This is a genomic window from Paenibacillus sp. FSL R10-2778, assembly GCF_038593035.1.
GTDB lineage: Bacteria > Bacillota > Bacilli > Paenibacillales > Paenibacillaceae > Paenibacillus_AQ > Paenibacillus_AQ odorifer.
The window spans coordinates 354,030-373,309 of the sequence record NZ_CP151956.1 but is presented as its reverse complement, the minus strand read 5'-3'; the positions used below and the strand labels follow the sequence as shown (position 1 = coordinate 373,309).

The window sequence follows — 19,280 nt, the reverse complement described above, 5'->3', positions numbered from 1 at the left end:
TTAATTAAATATGCGCTTAGACAATAATCTTAACCTTGAACATACCACAACGCAAAGCGGACGTTCCCAAAGGAACGCCCTGTTTGCTATATCTTAACACTCACGGTAAATTCGAGGATCCCATCAAAAAGCGGTCTACTTCGCGCGCAGTCTGACGCCCTTCGTCAATAGCCCAGACTACAAGGCTTTGCCCGCGCCGCATATCGCCTGCTGTGAACACACCTTCTACATTGGTTACTTGTGCTCCGAACTCTGCTTTGGCGTTCCCCCGCTCATCGCGTTCCACCCCAAGCTCGCCCAGTATAGTTTCTTCGGGTCCTGTGAATCCCAAAGCCAGTAATACCAGCTGCGCTTGCAGGGTCTCCTCACTGCCCGGCACTTCGACCGGTACCCTTCGTCCCTGTTCATTATGAGTCCATTCAATGCGCACTGTACGCAGCTCCTGCACTTGCCCACCCTCATCGCCGACAAACCGTTTCGTCGAAACCAGATAACGGCGCGGATCTTCTTGATACAGTGAAGCGGCCTCCTGCTGACCATAGTCCACTTTAAGCACCTTTGGCCATTCCGGCCAAGGATTGTTAGACTGACGTGTCAGCGGCGCCTGTGGCATAATCTCAAGCTGAGTCACACTGCGGCAGCCGTGACGGATCGAAGTGGCTACACAGTCTGTTCCAGTATCCCCACCGCCGATTACAACTACATCCTTACCTGCTGCTGATAAAAATTCCCCATCGGCAAGCCCTGAATCCAGTAGGCTCTTTGTATTCAGCGTTAAAAACTCCATAGCTTGATGAATCCCACGCAAATCGCGTCCTTCTATCGGCAGATCACGTGCCTGTGTAGATCCACCACACAGTACTACAGCGTCATGCTCTGCCTTGAGCTGTGATGCCGGGAGATCTCGGCCGATCTCTGTTCGAGTTACGAAGGTAATGCCCTCAGCTGCAAGCAGATCCACCCGGCGCTGTACAGTCTTTTTATCCAGCTTCATGTTGGGAATACCATAGGTAAGCAGACCGCCAATCCGGTCCGCCCGTTCATACACAGTCACCGTATGTCCTGCCTTATTAAGCTGTGCCGCACAGGCAAGCCCCGCCGGACCTGAACCCACTACAGCTACCTTTTTACCCGTGCGATGAAGCGGCGGCTCAGGCACAATCCAGCCTTCTGCAAAACCTCTATCTACAATCGACTTCTCAATAGATTTAATGGTGACAGGTTTGCCATTCATCCCTACCGTACAAGAGCCTTCGCAAGGAGCGGGACAGACACGGCCTGTAAATTCAGGAAAGTTGTTAGTCTTATGCAGACGTTTCAGCGCTATCTCCCAATTTCCACGATAGACCATATCGTTCCATTCAGGAATCAAGTTGTGCAAAGGGCAGCCGGAAGCCATACCAGACAACAGGCGTCCTACATGACAAAATGGCGTACCGCAATCCATACAACGCGCCCCTTGCTCGCGCAGCTTTTCTTCATCCATAGGTATCGAGAATTCATTCCAATTCTTAATTCGCTCCAATGCCTCACACTCGGAGGGTGTCTGTCGTTCAAACTCTAAAAATCCGGTTGCTTTCCCCATCTCTTTCATCCTCTCTACCAAAGAAAAGTACTCTCTGTCACTTTCTGCTGTTATGCCACTCTAAAGCGCCAAAGTAAATGCCTTAATATTAGCACCCTAGATCTTTAACGAAAATGAGTAATGTCACCTTTTTATGTAAAATAAGAGCATCCATTCAAAAGAAAGTTCCACACAAAAAAGCACGCGGAGTACTGTACTCATTGAGCACAATACTCTGCATGCTTTTAAAGAATTCTCTGTAAAAAAACATCTAGTTCACCGTCAGTACTACCATTCCAATCCCGCTTACAGTTAGCTTATTACCCGTCAGATTCTGCGCAAGATCGGCTCCAAAAACTGTTTTCCATGCACCAAGCTGTGGCAGAACCAAAGCCGTCTGTTCTACATTAGCATTAAAAAGCACATAGATATGCTTCGCCGCATCGCCTCCAGCATGGCCACGCAATGTATACGCTACCGAACTTACCGGTGCTTTTTCAAATACTAGATGATTCCGAATGTCATCTGCCGTTCGCATACGGAAAGCCGGATGTGCTTTACGCAAGGCAATTAGCTGCTTCAGATAAACCACATCATCTTGATGAGCAGCGCACAGTTCCCAATCCAATTGGTTGATCTTCACCGAGGATTTATAGCTGTTCTCTACCCCGTTTTTCGTGCGCATAAATTCCTGACCCGCATGGACAAAGGGGATTCCCTGACTCATGAACACTATCGCAGAAGCTAACCTATGCATAGATTGGCGCTGTTTGTCCGTCTGCCCTTGTGTGGACAGTAATATTTTATCCCATAACGTATGATTATCATGACATTCCACATAATTGACGGTTTGCTGAGGCTCCACGGCAAATTGCCCAATGCCTGGGGCATAAGCAATGCCTCCCGCGACCCCTGCCTTTATCGCAAGCTCCAGTCCCATCATTCCGCTGATGAAGCCCGGTTGATCATGCAGAAAAATATTCCCTTTAATGGCATCCCGGAAATCATCATTAAAATGTCCGATTCCCGGCAGAAGTGCAGCATTCTTCTGATGAGCGAGCCGCTCCATCGGCAACTCTGTCCCCATCATCCAACCTTCACCAATCGTCATGATGGACGGGTCAATCCCATCCAGACGACGCCGGATTTCATCCATCGTGTTGAGGTCAATCAAGCCCATCAGGTCAAAACGAAAACCATCGATATGGTATTCTTTGGCCCAATAAACTACGGATTCCACGATGAAGCTGGACATCATCAAGCGTTCTGAAGCCACGTCATTCCCGCAGCCAGAGCCATCCGACAGGCTTCCGTCTTGCTTGTAACGCAAATAATAGCCGGGAACCAGCTTGGTGAAATTCACGCGATAGCCATCGTACACATGGTTGTAAACCACATCCATAATGACGCGGAGACCGCGATCATGAAGTGCTTGAATCATTGTTTTTAGTTCCCGGATACGCAGTCCAGGCACATATGGATCTGTAGCATAGGAGCCTTCTGGCACATTATAATTCTTCGGATCATAACCCCAGTTATAATGCGGTTCATCCAGCCTCGTCTCATCTACACTCTCTGTAGAATAATCATAGACAGGCAATAGCTGCACATGGGTTACACCGAGGTTCGCGATATGATCGAGTCCAGTGAGAATACCCTCCGGTCCGCGGGTTCCTTCTTCCGCCAAAGCAAGATATTGTCCTTTATGGGTCATACCGCTTGCTGGATGAATGGATAAGTCTCGCAAATGAAGCTCATAAATGATGGCATCCACAGGATCATCCAAGGGTGGCTTATCTTCCGTCCACCGTTCCGGATCTGTTTTGCGTAAATCTAAAATAGCTCCCCTATCACCGTTCACTCCTACAGCACGTGCATAAGGATCAACCGCCTCATTCCACTGTTCTCCAAGACGTACTCGGTAGGTATAGAACTTGCCATCTAAATCACCGTCAACTGTAATTCTCCACGTTCCCCGGACATCACGGATCATAGAATACTTACACTCTGCTGCTCCCTGCCATGAATTATAGAGTACCAGCTCCGCTTCTTGAGCGGTGGGCGCCCATAAACAAAAAGCTGAACTCCCCGGTGAGTACGTTAGGCCAAGATCGTCCCCATCATAGCTGAATAACTGATCAAACTCCTGAGCAAACACGGAAATCCCTCTAGTAGCCGCAGGATCCCCATAATAAATGGGTTCCTTCATTTCCCTTTGTACGGACAAAGCACCTATCCCCTTTTCCAGTTATTAACTGGATTATAGTATGATCGTCTAAGTAGTGCAAACGTTTGGACTCAAATTTTTCAAGCTATTTTGTCAGGACAATCCCTCTACCTCGATGCATCTGCAATATCTAGCCCGACCATCGTAATAATGTCTTTATTCGCAAAATACGGAATACGCCGTTCTTTTCCTAGAGTGACTCTACCGTCCTTGTACCGCACACCATTATCGTGGACAATCAGGGTAGCACGCTCTCCGTCCTCAAATCCCTCATATCCTATACCTAGTACCCAATGGTAATCGTAAGTAAACTCACCTCTCCACCGCAGACGAAACCACTTATCAAATTTAACAGCCACAGGCCGGCCGGCATCAATTTCTGTTTTATATACTTCAAAATCATTAAACGTAGTAATATGTAACTTTTGCTGATCCTTAGGTAAAGTCACTGAATGGATATAGTTCTTCAGTCCTTTGGTAAAACGGCGCACACTCATCCCCCAAGGTCTTCCACCGTGATGGCTGTATATGTAATTAATATGAGCGGCTTTGGAAGGAAAATGACCTTTGCCCCGAATAAAGTCCGCTCCTAAATGGGTGTTCCAATACTCCGCTAACGCTGCCATCGTAGCTGGGCCACATGCAGAGGACGGGGATTCGACCCCAACCTCCCACTGTGTATATGGCTCCGCAGGCAGTTTCTTGCTAATCCGAGGCTGTCCATGCTTCATTCGGATAGATCCCCTCTTAAAGGGCTAGACTTAGGAGCACAATGTGGAGTTGCCTCCGGAAGTAGAATTACATTTGCACCGGCATCCAATTCTCCTTCTGCAGCTGCTGCCCCTTCCATTGTTGTCTCCCGTTCTTCTATCTGCACTGTATCTTCCACATTTATCTCAGATTTACTACTATCAGGATTAATCTGCAGCGTGAAATAGAAATTAGAGCCCTCTCCTTCACTGCTCTCTACTGCGATAGCTCCGCCCATCAGCTCAACGAGCTTTTTACAAATCGCCAGCCCCAATCCGGTCCCGCCATATTTGCGATTAAACGAGGAATGCAGCTGATAAAAGGACTGAAACAGCCGATGCTGCTTCTCTAGAGGAATGCCAATCCCCGTATCCCTAACATTAAATTTCAAAGTTAATTTCTTTTGATCTGCGGACAGCTTCTGCTCTACGTAAATACTGATACTGCCCCGATCTGTAAACTTGATTGCATTGCTGACCAGATTGACCAATATCTGACGCAACCGCCCGGCATCGCCCATAATCAGTGGCGGGACTCCAGGTGCCATGCTGCATGATAACTGAATATTTTTCTCCAAAGCCTTAGCTGTAAATAGATCGATTACGCTGTCCAATACGGCTTGAAGCTGCACGGGCTCATTTACAATCATCATTTTTCCGGCTTCAATTTTGCTGTAATCCAGTATTTCATTCAAAATAGATAGGAGCGAGCTGCTGCTCTCCTTAATAATGTCAGTATATCCAAGCTGTTCTTCATCAAGCTCCGTCTCCGCCAGGAGATCCGTCATCCCTACAATTCCGTTCATCGGCGTACGGATTTCATGGCTCATAATAGCTAAGAACTCAGACTTAGCCTGGTCTGCTTTTTCTGCGGATTCCTTCGCCCGAATGATTTCCTTCTCATCCGTGATGTCCCGGAACACTACAACAACACCCTTCGGCTCCCCTTTATCAAATAGAGGGGTTACCTGGTACTCCGCAAGAAAGCTAGAACCGTCCTTACGCCACAAGACCGCATCTTTACTCTGATAAGATACACCTGACTTAATAGCCTTCATCAGTGGAGATTCCTGCGGCCGATAATGGCTCCCATCAAGCGCTATTTGCTGAATATGATCCAAATAAGGATGGCCCATAATTTCATCATGTTCATAGTCCAGCATTTGCAAACCTGCAGGGTTAATGAACGTCACCTTCTCCTCCATATCGAGTCCAAAGATGCCTTCTGAAACCGCATTTAAAATAAGGGTATACTCATTGCTAAGCTTCTCAATTTGTTCTGTATAACGGATGCGCTCTGTAATATCACGGGAAATCCCATACACACCCACTACTTGGTCATCTACAATGATCGGAATATTGGTAGTATTAATTTCTACAAAGTGTCCGTCTTTATGAATAAGTGTTAGATCATAGCTTTGAGGATAACCCTGGGCGGCTAAGTTAAAATGATACAACGTCTTCTCTATGTCCTTCTCATGCACAATGGGGCCAAAGTACATTCCGATCAGTTCCTCCAGCGAATACCCGGTCAACTTCTCCAAATTCGCATTGGCAGTCAAATAGTCTCCATGCAAATTCATAGAGTACACAGCAGATGGATTGTATTCAAACAATGATTTATACCGTTGCTCGCTCTCCTTAAGCTTGAACTCGAACTGCTTGCGCTCCGTAATTTCCCGCCCAATCGCTATAATCTCCATGACATTTCCCTCATCATCATAGGTATAACGACTGCTCGACTCGAACCAGACATAGGTGCCATTCTTATGGCGGTAGCGGTAAGCTACAGCCGGAATAACGCCAGAGCTGCGGCTCTGCTCCATTAAACCTTGCATCATAACTAGATCATCGGGGTGAAGATAATTATAGGCGCTTGTCCCAACCATCTCTTCAGGTTCATAACCAAGCAGGGTACGGCTAGCCGAAGAACAATATAAGAAAACACTGTCTTTGACCGCATGACGCGAGATTAAATCCAGCGAATTCTCAGACATCAATCTATAATTGCGTTCACTTTGGCGAATTTGTTCTTCCATTTGCTGCTGCTGATCCCGATGATCCACCGTTTCCTGAGCTGCGATCTTTAGTTCCGTAATATCCTCGGCGTATACTATAATATACGAAGGGGCTTGTCCTTCTTCTGCTCCTAATCCAGAGAACATGAGAGACAGGCAAACGGGTTGACCTTCTTTGTTTAAAAAACAATGTTCCTTCTTCCAGCTGCCCGCTGGCGATTTCTGAAGCTCGTCCATTACTAATCTATAGGAGAGCTCTTTTGAATGTGCCTCTCTATTTTCCGATTCTGTAAAAAGAGCCCCGGCAAGAAACTCGGCCTCCGTAAAGCCAAGTAGATTGCAAAAAGCCGGATTGACTTTTATCCAGTTGAAATCGCCGTTATTCGAAAACAGTACGGCCATTCCTTCTGGAGACCTCATAAATGCATGATCCAGAATTGCGTTAAATTCTACCGAGCTGCCCATTTAAGCCAGACCTCCTTTGTTGCTAGTGCTAAAGCTCTCATACCTTCTTATGTCAGTATACGATAAGAGAACTGGGGAAAGAAATGTCTAGCGCATTATTTTAAATTGGAAATATTTAAATTTAAATTATTGACGCAAGCAAATAAACAACTTATATTTAAGAATAAATATATCGTTCGTGACCTATTACGATGGAAGCACCCGTAATAAAGGCTTTTGCCTTTGCTACGGGTGCTTTTTTGTTGTCTTCAGGGATACGGACAAAAGGAGGAGCGAATTAATGAACGCACTAAAGTCATTCCCCTTACTACTACTGGTGATCCTGCTATCGTTAAGCACATCAACGGAAGCTTTTGCTGCAGCAACGACTGAATTAACACCCTCTATTCAAGCGGCTTTTGATCTAACAGCTGCGACTGCCGACGGTCCTACAAGGATAAAGATGACTAATCTGTACAATGATTTATCTACTTTAAAGATGCAATACAATAATCGTGAGGAGCAGATCCGAACCCTTCACTATAATAATGAGCAAACACTGATTGCAGTACGTAAGCAAATTAAAGAGATTGATTTAGAAACCGTAGCTCAACTGGAGGCTACCGTTAAGAGCTGCAAACAGCACTATCAGCCCTTATTCGACCAGTACAATGCGCTTAATAAGCGTATCAAGATCGCCAAGGGTCTTAAAAACAAGACTTTGAATACCGTATTACAAGCCCAAGGTGATGCTATGAAGATCCTGGTTCAGTTGGCACGCAAAGAAATTAGCGACAGACAGAATCAGTTGAATGCAGCGAAACAGACACGTACCCGAAAGATAACCTATGCCCGCAATACCTTGTCTGGCATTGATAGTCCACAGGTCTCAATTAAATCAAACAAAAGCGTAGTCACCTCATTGAATAAACGGATTTCCGCAGATTGGAGTGACTTCAAAGCAGCGATTCGCAAGCAAAACCTTACATTAACCACTCAGTCTCTGTCCTCACTCGTCTCCGGTTACCGCCAAATCGCAACACACAAGCAAAAAATCATAGAATTAGAACAAAAGATTTCTGCTGTCATTGCAAATACGAGGAAACAGATCATTTAACGGACTTTTTCTTCTCATTCGCTCTGCGGTAAGCCATTACTTTGCGGTACATGCTTTTATCAGAAAGATGTTTAAAAATATACGGGTCCGGACTAGTATTCACTTCAATAATCCAAGGCGTCATGGATCTATCCAATCCTACATCGACACCAATCTGTCTAAACCCAGGATATTTCTTATGGTAGAAACGTCCGGTATCTTCTCCTAGCTTTCTCAGGATCTTAAGCATTTGCGCTTGCTGAGCTTCGTTCAGATAAGGAGACAGCAGCTTTTCCATAGCAGTTAGTTTGCCGCCGCTATGATAGTTGGTAACAATCTTACCTTTCTCAGCTACCCGACCGATCAGACCGGTAGTTTCCCATTTGCCCTGCGGGCTGAGCTGGACCATCACACGGATATCAAAGCGGTGTTTCCCGTGCTTTAGCAAAACTATTCCTCTCTGGATCAGGTAACTACGTCCACGCGTCGCTTTCTTTAAAGATAAATGGAAGGCGTCGAAGGTTCTAAAGGTTTTGAGTCTTGTTCCACTTTGGTACTTATATTCTGTTCCATGAGCCTCTCTACTCTGCTCAACCTTCATCACACCATTGCCGTAGGTACCGTATTCCGGTTTAACATAAACCATTCCATATTTCAGCAGCATAGCTTTCAGATTGACTTTACTGAATTTTATCGTTTCGGGAATCAACGGTGAAATTTCAGCGCTTCGCATGAGCACCTTGGTTTTAATCCATTTGCTGGTCAATGCAGACTTTAACTTCTTTCCCAACTGTCCTCTCCCCTGTCCCTCAAAAAATAATCACGGCCTTAGTAAGCCTTAGTATTTTATGCTGCAACTGTACAAATGGCATGAGTGAAACGCCCTCTCCGCTTTCGGATGTATCTACTGTTTACTGTGTTGCATATGGTGGAAGAGGATATCCATTAGCGGATAAAAGGAGGCGTGAACCATGCATATTTGTATCATTGCACCGGAGCAGTTCCCAGTTCCGGGAGACGGTTCTGTAGAAATCTGCATTTGGGCCATTGCCAGAAGACTGGCGGAGAGACATAAGGTAACCATTGTTAGTCGGAAGGTACCTGGACTACCTGCTGCCATTATATTGGAGCAGGTCAGAATTATCCGATTGCCTGCAAGCACCCCAGCCCATTATCTTACTTCGGTATTAGAATACATTCAGAAAGAATCCTTTGACATCATTCAGGTTGATAATCGCCCCCATCTTATGTCTGCTGTAAAGAAGCAGCTTCCTCATATCCCGGTATTTCTGTTCCTGCACTCGCTTACCTTCACACCGGGTACAGATAAAGTGGCAAATGCCTTAGCAAAAGCAGATCTGATCATTGCCAACAGCCATTCCTTACAGCGAAGATTGGATCGCCGCTTCCCGCAACTGACCACAGGGATTCATATTGTCTTATTGGGAGCTGATCTTGACCGGTTTACCCCTGTGCAGATATCTGAAAAACAACAGCTTCGTAGTTTCTACAAACTCCCGCAGACCTTCACAGTTTTGTTCGTGGGTCGGGTTATACCCCGCAAAGGGGTGCCTATATTAATACGTGCTATGTCGCATTTAAACAAACACCTCCCCGCTCATCTGGTCATCGCCGGCAAAGGCAAACCGTCGTACATACGGCAGTTGAAGCTCCTTGCACGGCGGCTGAGAGTGTCTGTTACTTTTCTAGGAAATGTGGCTCATGAGAATATACACACCCTTTATCAGGCGGCAGACTGCTTTGTATGCCCTTCCCAGAATCATGAATCCTTCGGCCTTGTTAATGTAGAAGCTATGGCCTCCGGTCTACCTGTTATCGCTTCTAATAATGGGGGCATCCGAGAGATTGTCGCCTCTGGCCATAACGGTTATCTGGTAGAACGATATCGCGAGGCTTTACCCTTTGCCCGGCATTTGCTGCGGATAGCCCGCCATCCACAATTGGCAGTTACCATCGGATCACAAGGGAGAGCAGATGCGCTTGAAGCCTTCAATTGGCAGCGAACCGCAAACCATTTAGAACAGCTGTATCAAGCTTCTGCAACACCACAGCAAGGGTACAGAACTCTTGCAGATGGAATGCAATTGTAGACTCACCCAAAGTAGGGGCCTCCTAAGCCATCAACTGGCTGCTGGCTCCCTTTCTTTTTGGAGCTTGCTTGAGCTAAACACCAATCTCCGAATGAATTAGGTAACATATGCGCATACAAGGTAGCTATCGGACACAGCTGACCCCAAACGCAGCTTTATCCCTCATTTGCAATGCTAAGGACCCTATAACCCCTATTGGCATGAAAAATGTCCCATATGAACGTCATCCATAGGAATAACGCCAGTGGAGTCCGCAAACATGTTCCAAGAGCCAAGAACTAACAAATAACGTCATATCGGTCCATAAGCCTCAGAGGAGGATTATTACTCCACGATGCAGACAGGCCATGAGCAACAACAAAAAGCAGCGATCCTCCCTCACGGGAGAATCGCTGCTCTGCTTTTTTTCCGGATTTTACAATAAATAGGTAAGTTTCATTCAAATCAATTGAATAACTGTAAGCACAAGCCCTACGACAAACCCGCATAAAGCTCCGTTCACACGAATCCATTGCAGATCTTTACCCACTTTATCTTCCAGCATATTCACTAGACTAGCGTCATCCATGCTGTCCAGATTCTCTTTTACCAAAAGACCTATTCTGTAGTGGTTAGCCTCTACAAAGGCAATTAGCGAAGCGCGAATCCGCTCTTCCCAGCTGCTGATCCATTCTTGTTCCTTGCCAATACGACGTACAAGCAGGGTATATAACGTGAACAGCTTGCGTCCGCCAGCCGCCCGATCTTCCTCCAACAGGGAAACTGCTTTGCTGCGAATGTTCTCCAATTGCGCATGCAGGAATTCGGTTGCTGCTTCGCCTTCAAGCTCATTCAGTGCCCATTCTTTTAATGAAGCCAGTCTAGCCTCGTCATTAACAATCTGGAACAGGGCCACTCGAATCTCGCGGATAATCTCTTCACGGTATGGGCTATCCTCTTCCCGAAAATCGCGGATACCGGACTGCAACATACCTTGCAGCATTTCACCAAGCATATCTGCATCCATAAACCCGACAAAAGCCTGAAAAGCCATACCTTTAAGTCCGCCAAGCTTCACTTCAGCTAATTTCTCGCTGGCAATCTTGCCCAGCATAGCCTTCGTTTCAGGACGTCCGCTCCAAGTAGACACCCCTTCCAGCGCATAGTCTAGAGCAGCTACATCTTTACCGTCATTCATTAACTTAGTAACTATTTTATCAGCCGCAACGCCAAGCTCAGCTTCACGAACATATTCGGAGGCTGCCTTTTGCAGAAACGGTACTGCCTTCTCTACCGGAAGACGAGACACGAATTCGCCAAGCTGCTCCAATATTTGTACTCTTGCCTTCTTTTTACTAAAGAACTTTGTCAGTAGCTTGGAGCCCATTGATATAAAGCCAAACTTACGCAGCTTGTTCTCAATGCTTTCCTTGTTAAGAAGCTCAGTCTCCATCGCGGTGATTAGTGATTGGATGATCTTATCGCGATTCTTGAGCAGTAGTGAGGTGTGTGGAATACGTAGCCCCATCGGATGGCGGAACAGCGCCGTTACCGCGAACCAGTCGGCAATCCCCCCTACCAAACCGGCTTCGAAACCACCTCTCAGTAGAATCACGGCTAGGTTTTCAGGTAGAAACAGTGTAATCAGAAACCCACATGCCATAAAGGCGAGTGACATGGTGGCTAAGTTTTTGGATCTCATAAATAGTCCCCTTTACATAAGCAGCTGCCGATGTCCTTACACAGGAAAAATACCGTCGGTCACGTTCCACGAACATAAGCTGACGATAGATTCGGCTAGTCGGTTAGTTTGATAACTATTGTACCACGACTGAACTATTATCTAAAAATATACTGTAAAAACCTCTTATCTCTTGTTGGACGTTCATTATTGTACAGTTGCATGAAAATGGTTTTTGGTTTTCAGAATATTAATGATAAGATACAAGTAACGTTTCAATACCCCTTAAAAAGTACCACTTTACCTGGAAAAGGAGCTCATACAATATGCTGATTGCTTTAGATATGGATGGAACATTACTGAACGAAGAAGGAAACATCAGTCCAAAAAACCGCGAAGCTATTATAAAAGCTCAGAAACTAGGTCACATTGTTATCATTGCCACAGGCCGCTCTTTTATGGATGCAGAACGTCAGCTTCGGCTAGCGGATCTGGAATGTCCTGTAGTCAGTCTAAATGGCGCAGTCGTCACATTATCTGATCGCACCCTCGCGGCAAGCACGCCGCTGAATAAAGCAGACATCATTCCCGCTCTACGCTGGATGAACGAAATTCCGGACTTGTATTACGAGGTATACACTGAGGATAACGTTTATGTAGAGCTGAACAAACGTGTACGGTTAGAGAAATTATCTGCACTAAGCGATGAAGAAGTTCCTGAAGAAGTCAGCTGGCTGCTGAAAGCAATGATCGATCAACAGTTTCAACAAGCAGCAGTTACCTATGTGGAGAGTATGGAAGAGGTGTGGAGCAAGGAGGAAAATGTTATTTATAAAACATTGGCTTTTTCTCTAAACCGAGAGCTGCTCAAGGAAGCTTCCACCCGCTTCGCAGCTATTCCGGGCTTAATTATTACCGCCTCCCATGTAAATAATATCGAGATTAACCATGAGGAGGCCAACAAAGGCTCCGGTGTAACCATGCTTGCTGACCATTATGGTATCCCGCTAGCGGATGTAGCTGTCATGGGCGACAGTTATAACGATCAGCCGATGTTCGAGAAGGCCGGCTACCGGATTGCTATGGCTAACGCAGCGCCAATTCTTAAGGAAATGGCGGAATTCATCACCACCAGTAATGAGAAAGACGGAGTCGCGGCAGGAATTGAGCATCTTTTGAAAAGAAATTCTAAAGAATAATTTCTGCATAAAGCAGTGAATGCACAAATAGCACCGTGGGCGTTCTGCTCACGGTGCTATTTGTGGGTTTATTTTTGCTAGGTAGGGGTCTCTCATTTACACTTTAGGTTTAGGTTATGGCGTGCCTATAGCTTACTGTGGCTTGCCTATAGCTTACTGTGGCTTACCTATTGCTTACTTATCGCTTTCCTGTAGCTTACTGTGGCTTGCCTATTGCATCCCCCGTCCCTCTCAAGAATTAGTTGTACTTCGTACAGTTAAATGCCCTCTTTTAGGCGCTAATTCGGATTTAATTGCACTCTGTACACTTATATTCAGCAAATCTATTCAAAACGCAAAAATTCGCGATTTTTAACTGTACAAACTACATCTAAATCGCAAGGGATTCGCTACTCCACGAAATAGTTGCACTGAATACATCTATTTCACTTCAGCCGGTCAATCTCCCCATGTCTACAACTGCCTCCGGGTTAAAGCGAACTACCTTTCCATTCATCCCAAATCATCAAGGAAGCTTCCCTCCCCCTCCCATTCGGCAGACACTCGTACGTAGTCATCAATTTCAGGAAATTCCAACAGTTCAATGATAATCAATTCGAGCGCTGTAATGGCCCGCAGCCCATGCTTCGTACCAGCAGGAATCGTGACCGTGTCCCCGGCGGCAACCGCATGAAGATGGCCATTCATCCGGTATTCTCCATTTCCAGAAAGAAAAGACCAAACTTCTTTAGTATGCCGATGAAAATGGTAGCTGGTGTGCTCGCCTGCCAAAATGGTTATTTTAGAGGTCGTAACCTCAATACCTGCCGCCGTACGAGAGAAGTCCAAAATGCGTGAGGTGCCCCAGCGTTTTTCTTCAATCATCGGCTTCGCCGCATGGCCCTCCAGCTTCTGCTTAATTCGTTTTGCCTGCTCTATCCCAGCAACCAAAATGCCATCTGGACCCGACGCCACGATTAAACCAGGAGCGCCGATGATATGCACAGGACAAGAGAGTTCGTTGATCAAATGGGTACCTTTTGAATCCTCAGAAATACTCCCACTGCCAATTACTCTTCCTTGCAAATGGGGAACAAGTGCATCCCAGCTGCCGATATCCGCCCACACCCCAATATAGGGGATGACAACCGCTCGCCGCGTGTGTTCTAGCACCTCATAGTCAAAGCTTCGTTCTGGCAATTGATCATAATGCTCCATAAACTCCATGTAATCTACTGGAAGATCCCGTTCGACCATACTTGAGAGCAAGTACCCTAATGAGCAGGAAAACACGCCGCAATTCCACAGTCCTCCCTGAGAAATGAACTCGGCGGCTGTCGATTCGTTCGGTTTCTCCGCAAACTGCTTAACATTTAAAAAAGACGTCCCCCCTACCCCAGACCCTTCACCCGGCAGAATATAACCGAACTGTGTAGAAGGAAATTCAGGTAAAACACCAATCAAAGCAATGTCCGCTTGTGATTCGGCAAGCACACTTGGAAATTGATGAAGCTGTTTAAAAAAAGAAGTCTCCACATACGAATCCACCGGAATGACCACTACGATCTCTTTTGAGTCCATACCCTTCACAGAATGCAGATAACTTGCCGCCAGAGCTACTGCAGTAAAAGTCCCCCGTTTCTGCGGCTCCGCTAATAAAGGGACTTGAGCACCAACGGATTTGCGAGTAATCTCCACCTGACTGCGATGAGTCACTATGCAGCTTGAATCCAACAAATCTACCTCTTCCAGCCCTCTGCATACCCGCTCGATCATCGACTCCATACCGCCAGCTTCTGTTGGAAGCAGCCTTAAAAAAGCTTTTGACCTGATCTCATTTGATAGCGGCCACAACCGCTTCCCCGATCCCCCTGAAAGGAGTACGATCTGCAACCCTATCGCCCCCCTGCCCTGGATTTAGCCCCCGGTGTTCTCACATACCCCTTTCGTTTATGAAAAGACAATGATCTATACTTCTCAGCCAGCTGATTCACTTTCTGCTTGGATAGCTGTCCTGCATTCATATGGAGACCTTTATTACGCGCTTTTTGAATCTTCATTCCCTCGCGATTCTTCGAATACAGGTAATTGGCATAGGTTTCGAATTCGGAAAAGGCAAATTGCTTGGAGCGGTTCATACTGTGTAAAATAGCTCGATACCAGGGCATTTGGTGTTTTGCTTCTATCTCTCTTTTCATTTGAGCCAATTGACTGCGTTCAAACAGCATATAATGGGTCACAAATGATGATTTTGCGGTCACCTTGCGGCCCATGAGTTTCCTATAGGTTACAAAATACTGTGGTTGGCTCCAGTTCCGGCTGTAAAAGAGTGTCTTGCCATTCGCCCGAAAATGGTGGGGGGTGATCAGAACGGTATCGGCATCAATGACCAAAAAATAATCCGCTGTGCAGAGCTTGTCGCCATTCAGCTTCAGCAGCTGTTGGAATAGCCAGCCGGAACGTTCCCAGGTGCGTGAGCGGTAATGAATGTCTTTTTTCGTAATCGGCAGCACCGTATTCTCGTCAATAAAGGTACAGCCTTTTGTGCGGCAGAACTCAATCATCCGTTTCTTTTTGGGAGCAACAATTAATATCCGGCCGATGGGATGCTTAACCTGCTTTCTAACAGCGTCAATCACATGGGGAAGGGTCTGTAAATCTTTTTCAATCGCGGGAATCAGTACATCTATAGTAACGGCATGTCTGATGCGGGCCTTACTGGGCGAGGGCATAGGGTCATCTCCATATCATGTTTTTGCTTTAGGATATGAGCATGATAGGAAAAGGGAATGGGCATCACAGAATTGTTCAGGAGAGTGGCAAATGTGCGCTGGACAAGCCTGCGATGCGCGGGCAGAAATTTTTATATTATAAAAATAGAAATAGACCTGCACCCGGCGCCCTTTACTGGGGCAAATATGCCCATTTTTTCGCTTATGGAGGTGGATTGGCCCTCGTCTAGGGCATTTTTGCCTCTCTTCCACGTCCCAGCTCCTCTTCTGCTTCTTTCTAGGGCATAAATGCCTCTCTTTTCGCTTACGGAGGCGGATTCGCCCTTATTTAGGGCATTTTTGCCTCTCATTCCGCCCACCCAGTCATATTCCAGTTAATCTACGGGATTTATACCGTACATTCCACCCACGCAGCCACATTCCAGCTAATCTACGGGATTTATACCGTACATTCCGCCCACGTAGTCACTTTCCATCCAATCTACGGGATTTATACCGTACATTCCGCCCACGCAGCCACTTTCCATCCAATCTACGGGATTTATACCGTACATTCCGTCCACGTAGCCACATTCCAGCTAATCTACGGGATTTATACCGTACATTCCGTCCACCCAGTCACATTCCAGCTAATCTGCGGGATTTATACCGTACATTCCGTCCACGCAGCCACATTCCAGCTAATCTACGGGATTTATACCGTACATTCCGTCCACCCAGTCACATTCCAACTAATCTGCGGGATTTATACCGTACATTCCGTCCACGCAGCCACATTCCAGCTAATCTACGGGATTTATACCGTACATTCCGTCCACCCAGTCACATTCCAGCTAATCTGCGGGATTTATACCGTACATTCCGTCCACGTAGCCACATTCCAGCTAATCTACGGGATTTATGCCTCACATTCCGCCCACTCAGTCACATTCCACCCAATCTGCGGGATTTATACCGTACATTCCGCCCACGCAGCCACTTTCCACCCAATCTGCGGGATTTATACCACCGTTGTGTCCCACTCCCACACCAATCCCCAGATTTTTACTGGCTCAATATCCAACACTTTTCCTGTGCAGTAAAAAGCCTGGGATGGTATATTGTAGATTGGCTAAATTTTCGGCACATTTTAAGATGAACTCAAACATCATAGAACTAGATTTGTTGAGACCACTCTATACAGAAATAATGAAGGTGAATCTATTGAATAAGCTTTTATTTCATAATATCCCGCTGGGAGCTACTGGTGAGCGGATCCCGCAAGCGGCTGTTGCCTCAGCGCAGACAAGCCAAGAACTGGTGAAGCGGGAGGATGAGGACTCCGCTTATTTTCGCAGGCTGGAAGAAGGCGGCATCCTGCTCAACCGTCCGCAGATTTCTGCGGTACGGCATCATAAAGGGCCGCTTCTAACACTGGCCGGCGCAGGCTCCGGCAAAACCTCGGTTCTGATCTGCCGAACCGGTTATTTGTTGTCCGTGCGCGGTGTCTCGCCAAGTCAGCTGCTATTGCTGACTTTTTCGAGTAAAGCTGCGGCGGAAATGCGCGAACGGATCGCCCTATTACCAGGAGTAGGCCCAGCGGACGTCGCGCGGCTGCAGGCCCGCACGTTTCATTCCTTTTTCTTATTTTTCTTGCGCAGACAAGGATTGCAGCAAGAGATTTTCAGTGAGACGCGGCGCCAGCACATCCTGTTGAAACAAATCATGCGTGAGCTAGGGCTACCTAAAGATGCCTATCCACCGGAAACGCTACTCTCCCTGCTCTCTTCCTGCAAGATGAACATGGGTACCGCAGAAGGCTTGCCTGAAGGAACCACCGCTGAAAAAGAAATGAAATCCATTCTGGAAATCTACGAACAATGGAAACTAGACAATTTTAAAATCGACTTCGACGATGTCCTCTTAATCGCCTATCGGATGCTGAAGGAGCGTCCTACGCTTTTACAGGAATTGCAGATGAGATATCTATACGTGATGGTGGATGAGTTTCAGGATACCAATGCCCTGCAGTACGAGTTAGTCAAAATGATTGCTCACCCGCAGCATAATCTGATGGTCGTTGGCGACGATGACCAGACGATTTATTCCTTCAACGGGGCACGCAGTGAATTCATTCTGGAATTCGAGAAGCTGTACCCGGGAGCAAGGGTTATTACACTTGATATTAATTACCGTTCTGGTCCAGCTATAGTCGGACTCGGCAACGGTATTATCCGGCACAATACGCGCCGGCGTTCCAAAACCCTGCAAGCTGCCAAAGGCAGCGGGAGTCAGCCCCGGTATATGCGTCCCCAGACAGCAGACGAGGAAGCCGAGCAGATGGTTGAGCATATTTTAAACGAGGTTTCGAGCGGCAAAAGAGAATATAGCGACTTCGCCATGTTATATAGAGCGTCCAGCAGCAACCGGGCCGTTCTGGAATTACTTCTTTTACGCGATATTCCCTATATTGATTATGGAGAAGGGCAATTACTGTACGAACACTGGCTAATTTCCCCGGTCGTGGATCATATGCGTCTCTCCGTGAATCGGCGGAATTTTGCGGCTATGGAGAACATCCTGCCTACTCTTTATATGAACCGTGAAAAAGGTATGAATCACATCCGGCAGATGGAAGCCAGACAACCAAAGCAAGGCCCACTAATCCATCTGTTGTCCATGCCCGGCATGGAGGATTTCAAGGGCACTAAGCTTAGAGAGCGGCTGGATCTAATTCGCAATATGCGCGAGTTAACCCCAGTCCAAGCGATCCGCCAGGTCCGCACGCAATTCTATGATTATTTCATCGAAGCGAATGAGCGGCATCAAGCAACCTTGCATCGCGAAACGTTAAAAGAAATGCTAGATGAACTAGAATCGTCTGCAGAGCGATTTGATAGTATTCCTGCCTTTCTGGATTTCATAGATAATGTTACGGAACGTAATGAACATAATCGTCAGCCAAGCACCAAAGAACAAGGGAATCGGATCGCGCTTATGACCATTCACAAATCCAAAGGATTAGAGTTTCCTGTGGTCTTTTTGATTGGAGCCTCTGAAGGAATTCTCCCGCATAGCTCCGCCCTGGAGGGCGACCGGCTCAAGGACCGCAAGCTGGCCGCTGCAAATAGTGGGAGTTCAAGCTTGGCTGCCCTGGAAGAGGAGCGAAGACTAGCTTACGTAGCTGTTACTAGAGCCCGGGAAGAGCTATTTATCAGTTCACCTGCGAGGCATCGAGGCAAAAAAGCAGAGGTCTCCCGCTTCATGTTATCAGCCTTCCGCTCTGCCGTTTCTTCCACAGCAACGACTACGGTGAGCAGAACAGTGACAACAAGATCCTTACCTACCAGCCGGACAACTGCGACAAGAACCCATGTCGTTCCGGTATGGAATTGTACCAGCAGTACCTGTCCTGGCTGGACACGCATGAAAGCGGGCGGAGCTGAGGATCATTTAACCTCAAAGCCCTGCCCGTTATGTAGTTCCCCTATGGCAAAGGACCAACGAGAAGTTCCTGTATGA

At 46.7% G+C, this 19,280-nt stretch carries 13 protein-coding genes; 4 read left to right on the top strand and 9 right to left on the bottom strand.

Annotated features, from left to right (window positions below; all coding sequences use genetic code 11):
* Nucleotides 1-100: 100 nt before the first annotated feature.
* From NST40_RS01665 to NST40_RS01650, 4 genes are all read right to left on the bottom strand, one after another.
* Nucleotides 101-1,585 (bottom strand): glutamate synthase subunit beta, encoded by a 1,485-nt coding sequence (locus NST40_RS01665; protein ID WP_076275959.1) that lies wholly within the window; start codon nucleotides 1,583-1,585, stop codon nucleotides 101-103.
* 250 nt (nucleotides 1,586-1,835) lie between these two features.
* Nucleotides 1,836-3,791, bottom strand: coding sequence for a type I pullulanase (gene pulA / locus NST40_RS01660; protein ID WP_076275958.1), 1,956 nt, complete (start codon nucleotides 3,789-3,791; stop codon nucleotides 1,836-1,838).
* A 107-nt stretch (nucleotides 3,792-3,898) separates the two neighbouring features.
* Nucleotides 3,899-4,522 carry a C39 family peptidase gene (locus NST40_RS01655; RefSeq protein ID WP_076275957.1) on the bottom strand — a complete coding sequence of 208 codons (624 nt, stop codon included), beginning with the start codon at nucleotides 4,520-4,522 and terminating at the stop codon, nucleotides 3,899-3,901.
* Nucleotides 4,519-7,023: a PAS domain-containing hybrid sensor histidine kinase/response regulator gene (locus NST40_RS01650; protein ID WP_076275956.1), complete on the bottom strand. Its 2,505-nt coding sequence runs from the start codon at nucleotides 7,021-7,023 to the stop codon at nucleotides 4,519-4,521. The genes NST40_RS01655 and NST40_RS01650 overlap by 4 nt, the downstream gene beginning before the upstream one ends.
* Nucleotides 7,024-7,303: 280 nt before the next feature.
* Between NST40_RS01650 and NST40_RS01645 the strand changes: the two genes are divergently transcribed.
* On the top strand, nucleotides 7,304-8,119 hold the full coding sequence (locus tag NST40_RS01645; protein ID WP_076275955.1) for a hypothetical protein: 816 nt from the start codon (nucleotides 7,304-7,306) through the stop codon (nucleotides 8,117-8,119).
* Here the strand turns inward: NST40_RS01645 and NST40_RS01640 are convergent.
* A complete protein-coding gene (locus tag NST40_RS01640; RefSeq protein ID WP_232061115.1) occupies nucleotides 8,112-8,888 on the bottom strand; it encodes a YheC/YheD family protein in 777 nt (258 codons plus the stop codon). The two genes, NST40_RS01645 and NST40_RS01640, sit on opposite strands and share 8 nt — an antisense overlap.
* A gap of 181 nt (nucleotides 8,889-9,069) precedes the next feature.
* Here NST40_RS01640 and NST40_RS01635 point away from each other — a divergent pair, with 181 nt between their 5' ends.
* Nucleotides 9,070-10,209: a glycosyltransferase family 4 protein gene (locus NST40_RS01635; RefSeq protein WP_076275954.1), complete on the top strand. Its 1,140-nt coding sequence runs from the start codon at nucleotides 9,070-9,072 to the stop codon at nucleotides 10,207-10,209.
* A gap of 439 nt (nucleotides 10,210-10,648) precedes the next feature.
* On the opposite strand, the gene NST40_RS01630 is transcribed toward NST40_RS01635, so the two are convergent.
* Entirely contained in the window at nucleotides 10,649-11,890 is a 1,242-nt protein-coding gene (locus NST40_RS01630; RefSeq protein WP_342410355.1) for a DUF445 domain-containing protein, read from the bottom strand.
* Nucleotides 11,891-12,195: 305 nt separating this feature from the next.
* Between NST40_RS01630 and NST40_RS01625 the strand changes: the two genes are divergently transcribed.
* The gene (locus NST40_RS01625; protein ID WP_341000956.1) at nucleotides 12,196-13,068 is read left to right on the top strand and encodes a Cof-type HAD-IIB family hydrolase; all 873 of its coding nucleotides are present in this window, start codon (nucleotides 12,196-12,198) and stop codon (nucleotides 13,066-13,068) included.
* Nucleotides 13,069-13,560: 492 nt separating this feature from the next.
* Here the strand turns inward: NST40_RS01625 and NST40_RS01620 are convergent, their stop codons facing one another.
* From NST40_RS01620 to NST40_RS01610, 3 genes are all read right to left on the bottom strand, one after another.
* The gene (locus NST40_RS01620; RefSeq protein ID WP_076275952.1) at nucleotides 13,561-14,940 is read right to left on the bottom strand and encodes a sugar phosphate nucleotidyltransferase; all 1,380 of its coding nucleotides are present in this window, start codon (nucleotides 14,938-14,940) and stop codon (nucleotides 13,561-13,563) included.
* A gap of 2 nt (nucleotides 14,941-14,942) precedes the next feature.
* A complete protein-coding gene (locus NST40_RS01615) occupies nucleotides 14,943-15,779 on the bottom strand; it encodes a DUF6492 family protein (RefSeq protein ID WP_076220739.1) in 837 nt (278 codons plus the stop codon).
* 131 nt (nucleotides 15,780-15,910) lie between these two features.
* Nucleotides 15,911-16,129 carry a hypothetical protein gene (locus NST40_RS01610; RefSeq protein WP_341000953.1) on the bottom strand — a complete coding sequence of 73 codons (219 nt, stop codon included), beginning with the start codon at nucleotides 16,127-16,129 and terminating at the stop codon, nucleotides 15,911-15,913.
* Nucleotides 16,130-16,982: 853 nt separating this feature from the next.
* Between NST40_RS01610 and NST40_RS01605 the strand changes: the two genes are divergently transcribed.
* Entirely contained in the window at nucleotides 16,983-19,280 is a 2,298-nt protein-coding gene (locus NST40_RS01605; protein WP_342410353.1) for a UvrD-helicase domain-containing protein, read from the top strand.

What these genes read in the sequence shown, in the direction of transcription:
- NST40_RS01645 (WP_076275955.1), top strand. Translation starts at nt 7,304, where the DNA reads ATGAACGCACTAAAGTCATTCCCCTTACTACTACTGGTGATCCTGCTA.
- NST40_RS01665 (WP_076275959.1), bottom strand. Translation starts at nt 1,585, where the DNA reads ATGGGGAAAGCAACCGGATTTTTAGAGTTTGAACGACAGACACCCTCC.
- NST40_RS01650 (WP_076275956.1), bottom strand. Translation starts at nt 7,023, where the DNA reads ATGGGCAGCTCGGTAGAATTTAACGCAATTCTGGATCATGCATTTATG.
- NST40_RS01610 (WP_341000953.1), bottom strand. Translation starts at nt 16,129, where the DNA reads ATGAGAGGCAAAAATGCCCTAAATAAGGGCGAATCCGCCTCCGTAAGC.
- NST40_RS01635 (WP_076275954.1), top strand. Translation starts at nt 9,070, where the DNA reads ATGCATATTTGTATCATTGCACCGGAGCAGTTCCCAGTTCCGGGAGAC.
- NST40_RS01615 (WP_076220739.1), bottom strand. Translation starts at nt 15,779, where the DNA reads ATGCCCTCGCCCAGTAAGGCCCGCATCAGACATGCCGTTACTATAGAT.
- NST40_RS01655 (WP_076275957.1), bottom strand. Translation starts at nt 4,522, where the DNA reads ATGAAGCATGGACAGCCTCGGATTAGCAAGAAACTGCCTGCGGAGCCA.
- NST40_RS01625 (WP_341000956.1), top strand. Translation starts at nt 12,196, where the DNA reads ATGCTGATTGCTTTAGATATGGATGGAACATTACTGAACGAAGAAGGA.
- NST40_RS01630 (WP_342410355.1), bottom strand. Translation starts at nt 11,890, where the DNA reads ATGAGATCCAAAAACTTAGCCACCATGTCACTCGCCTTTATGGCATGT.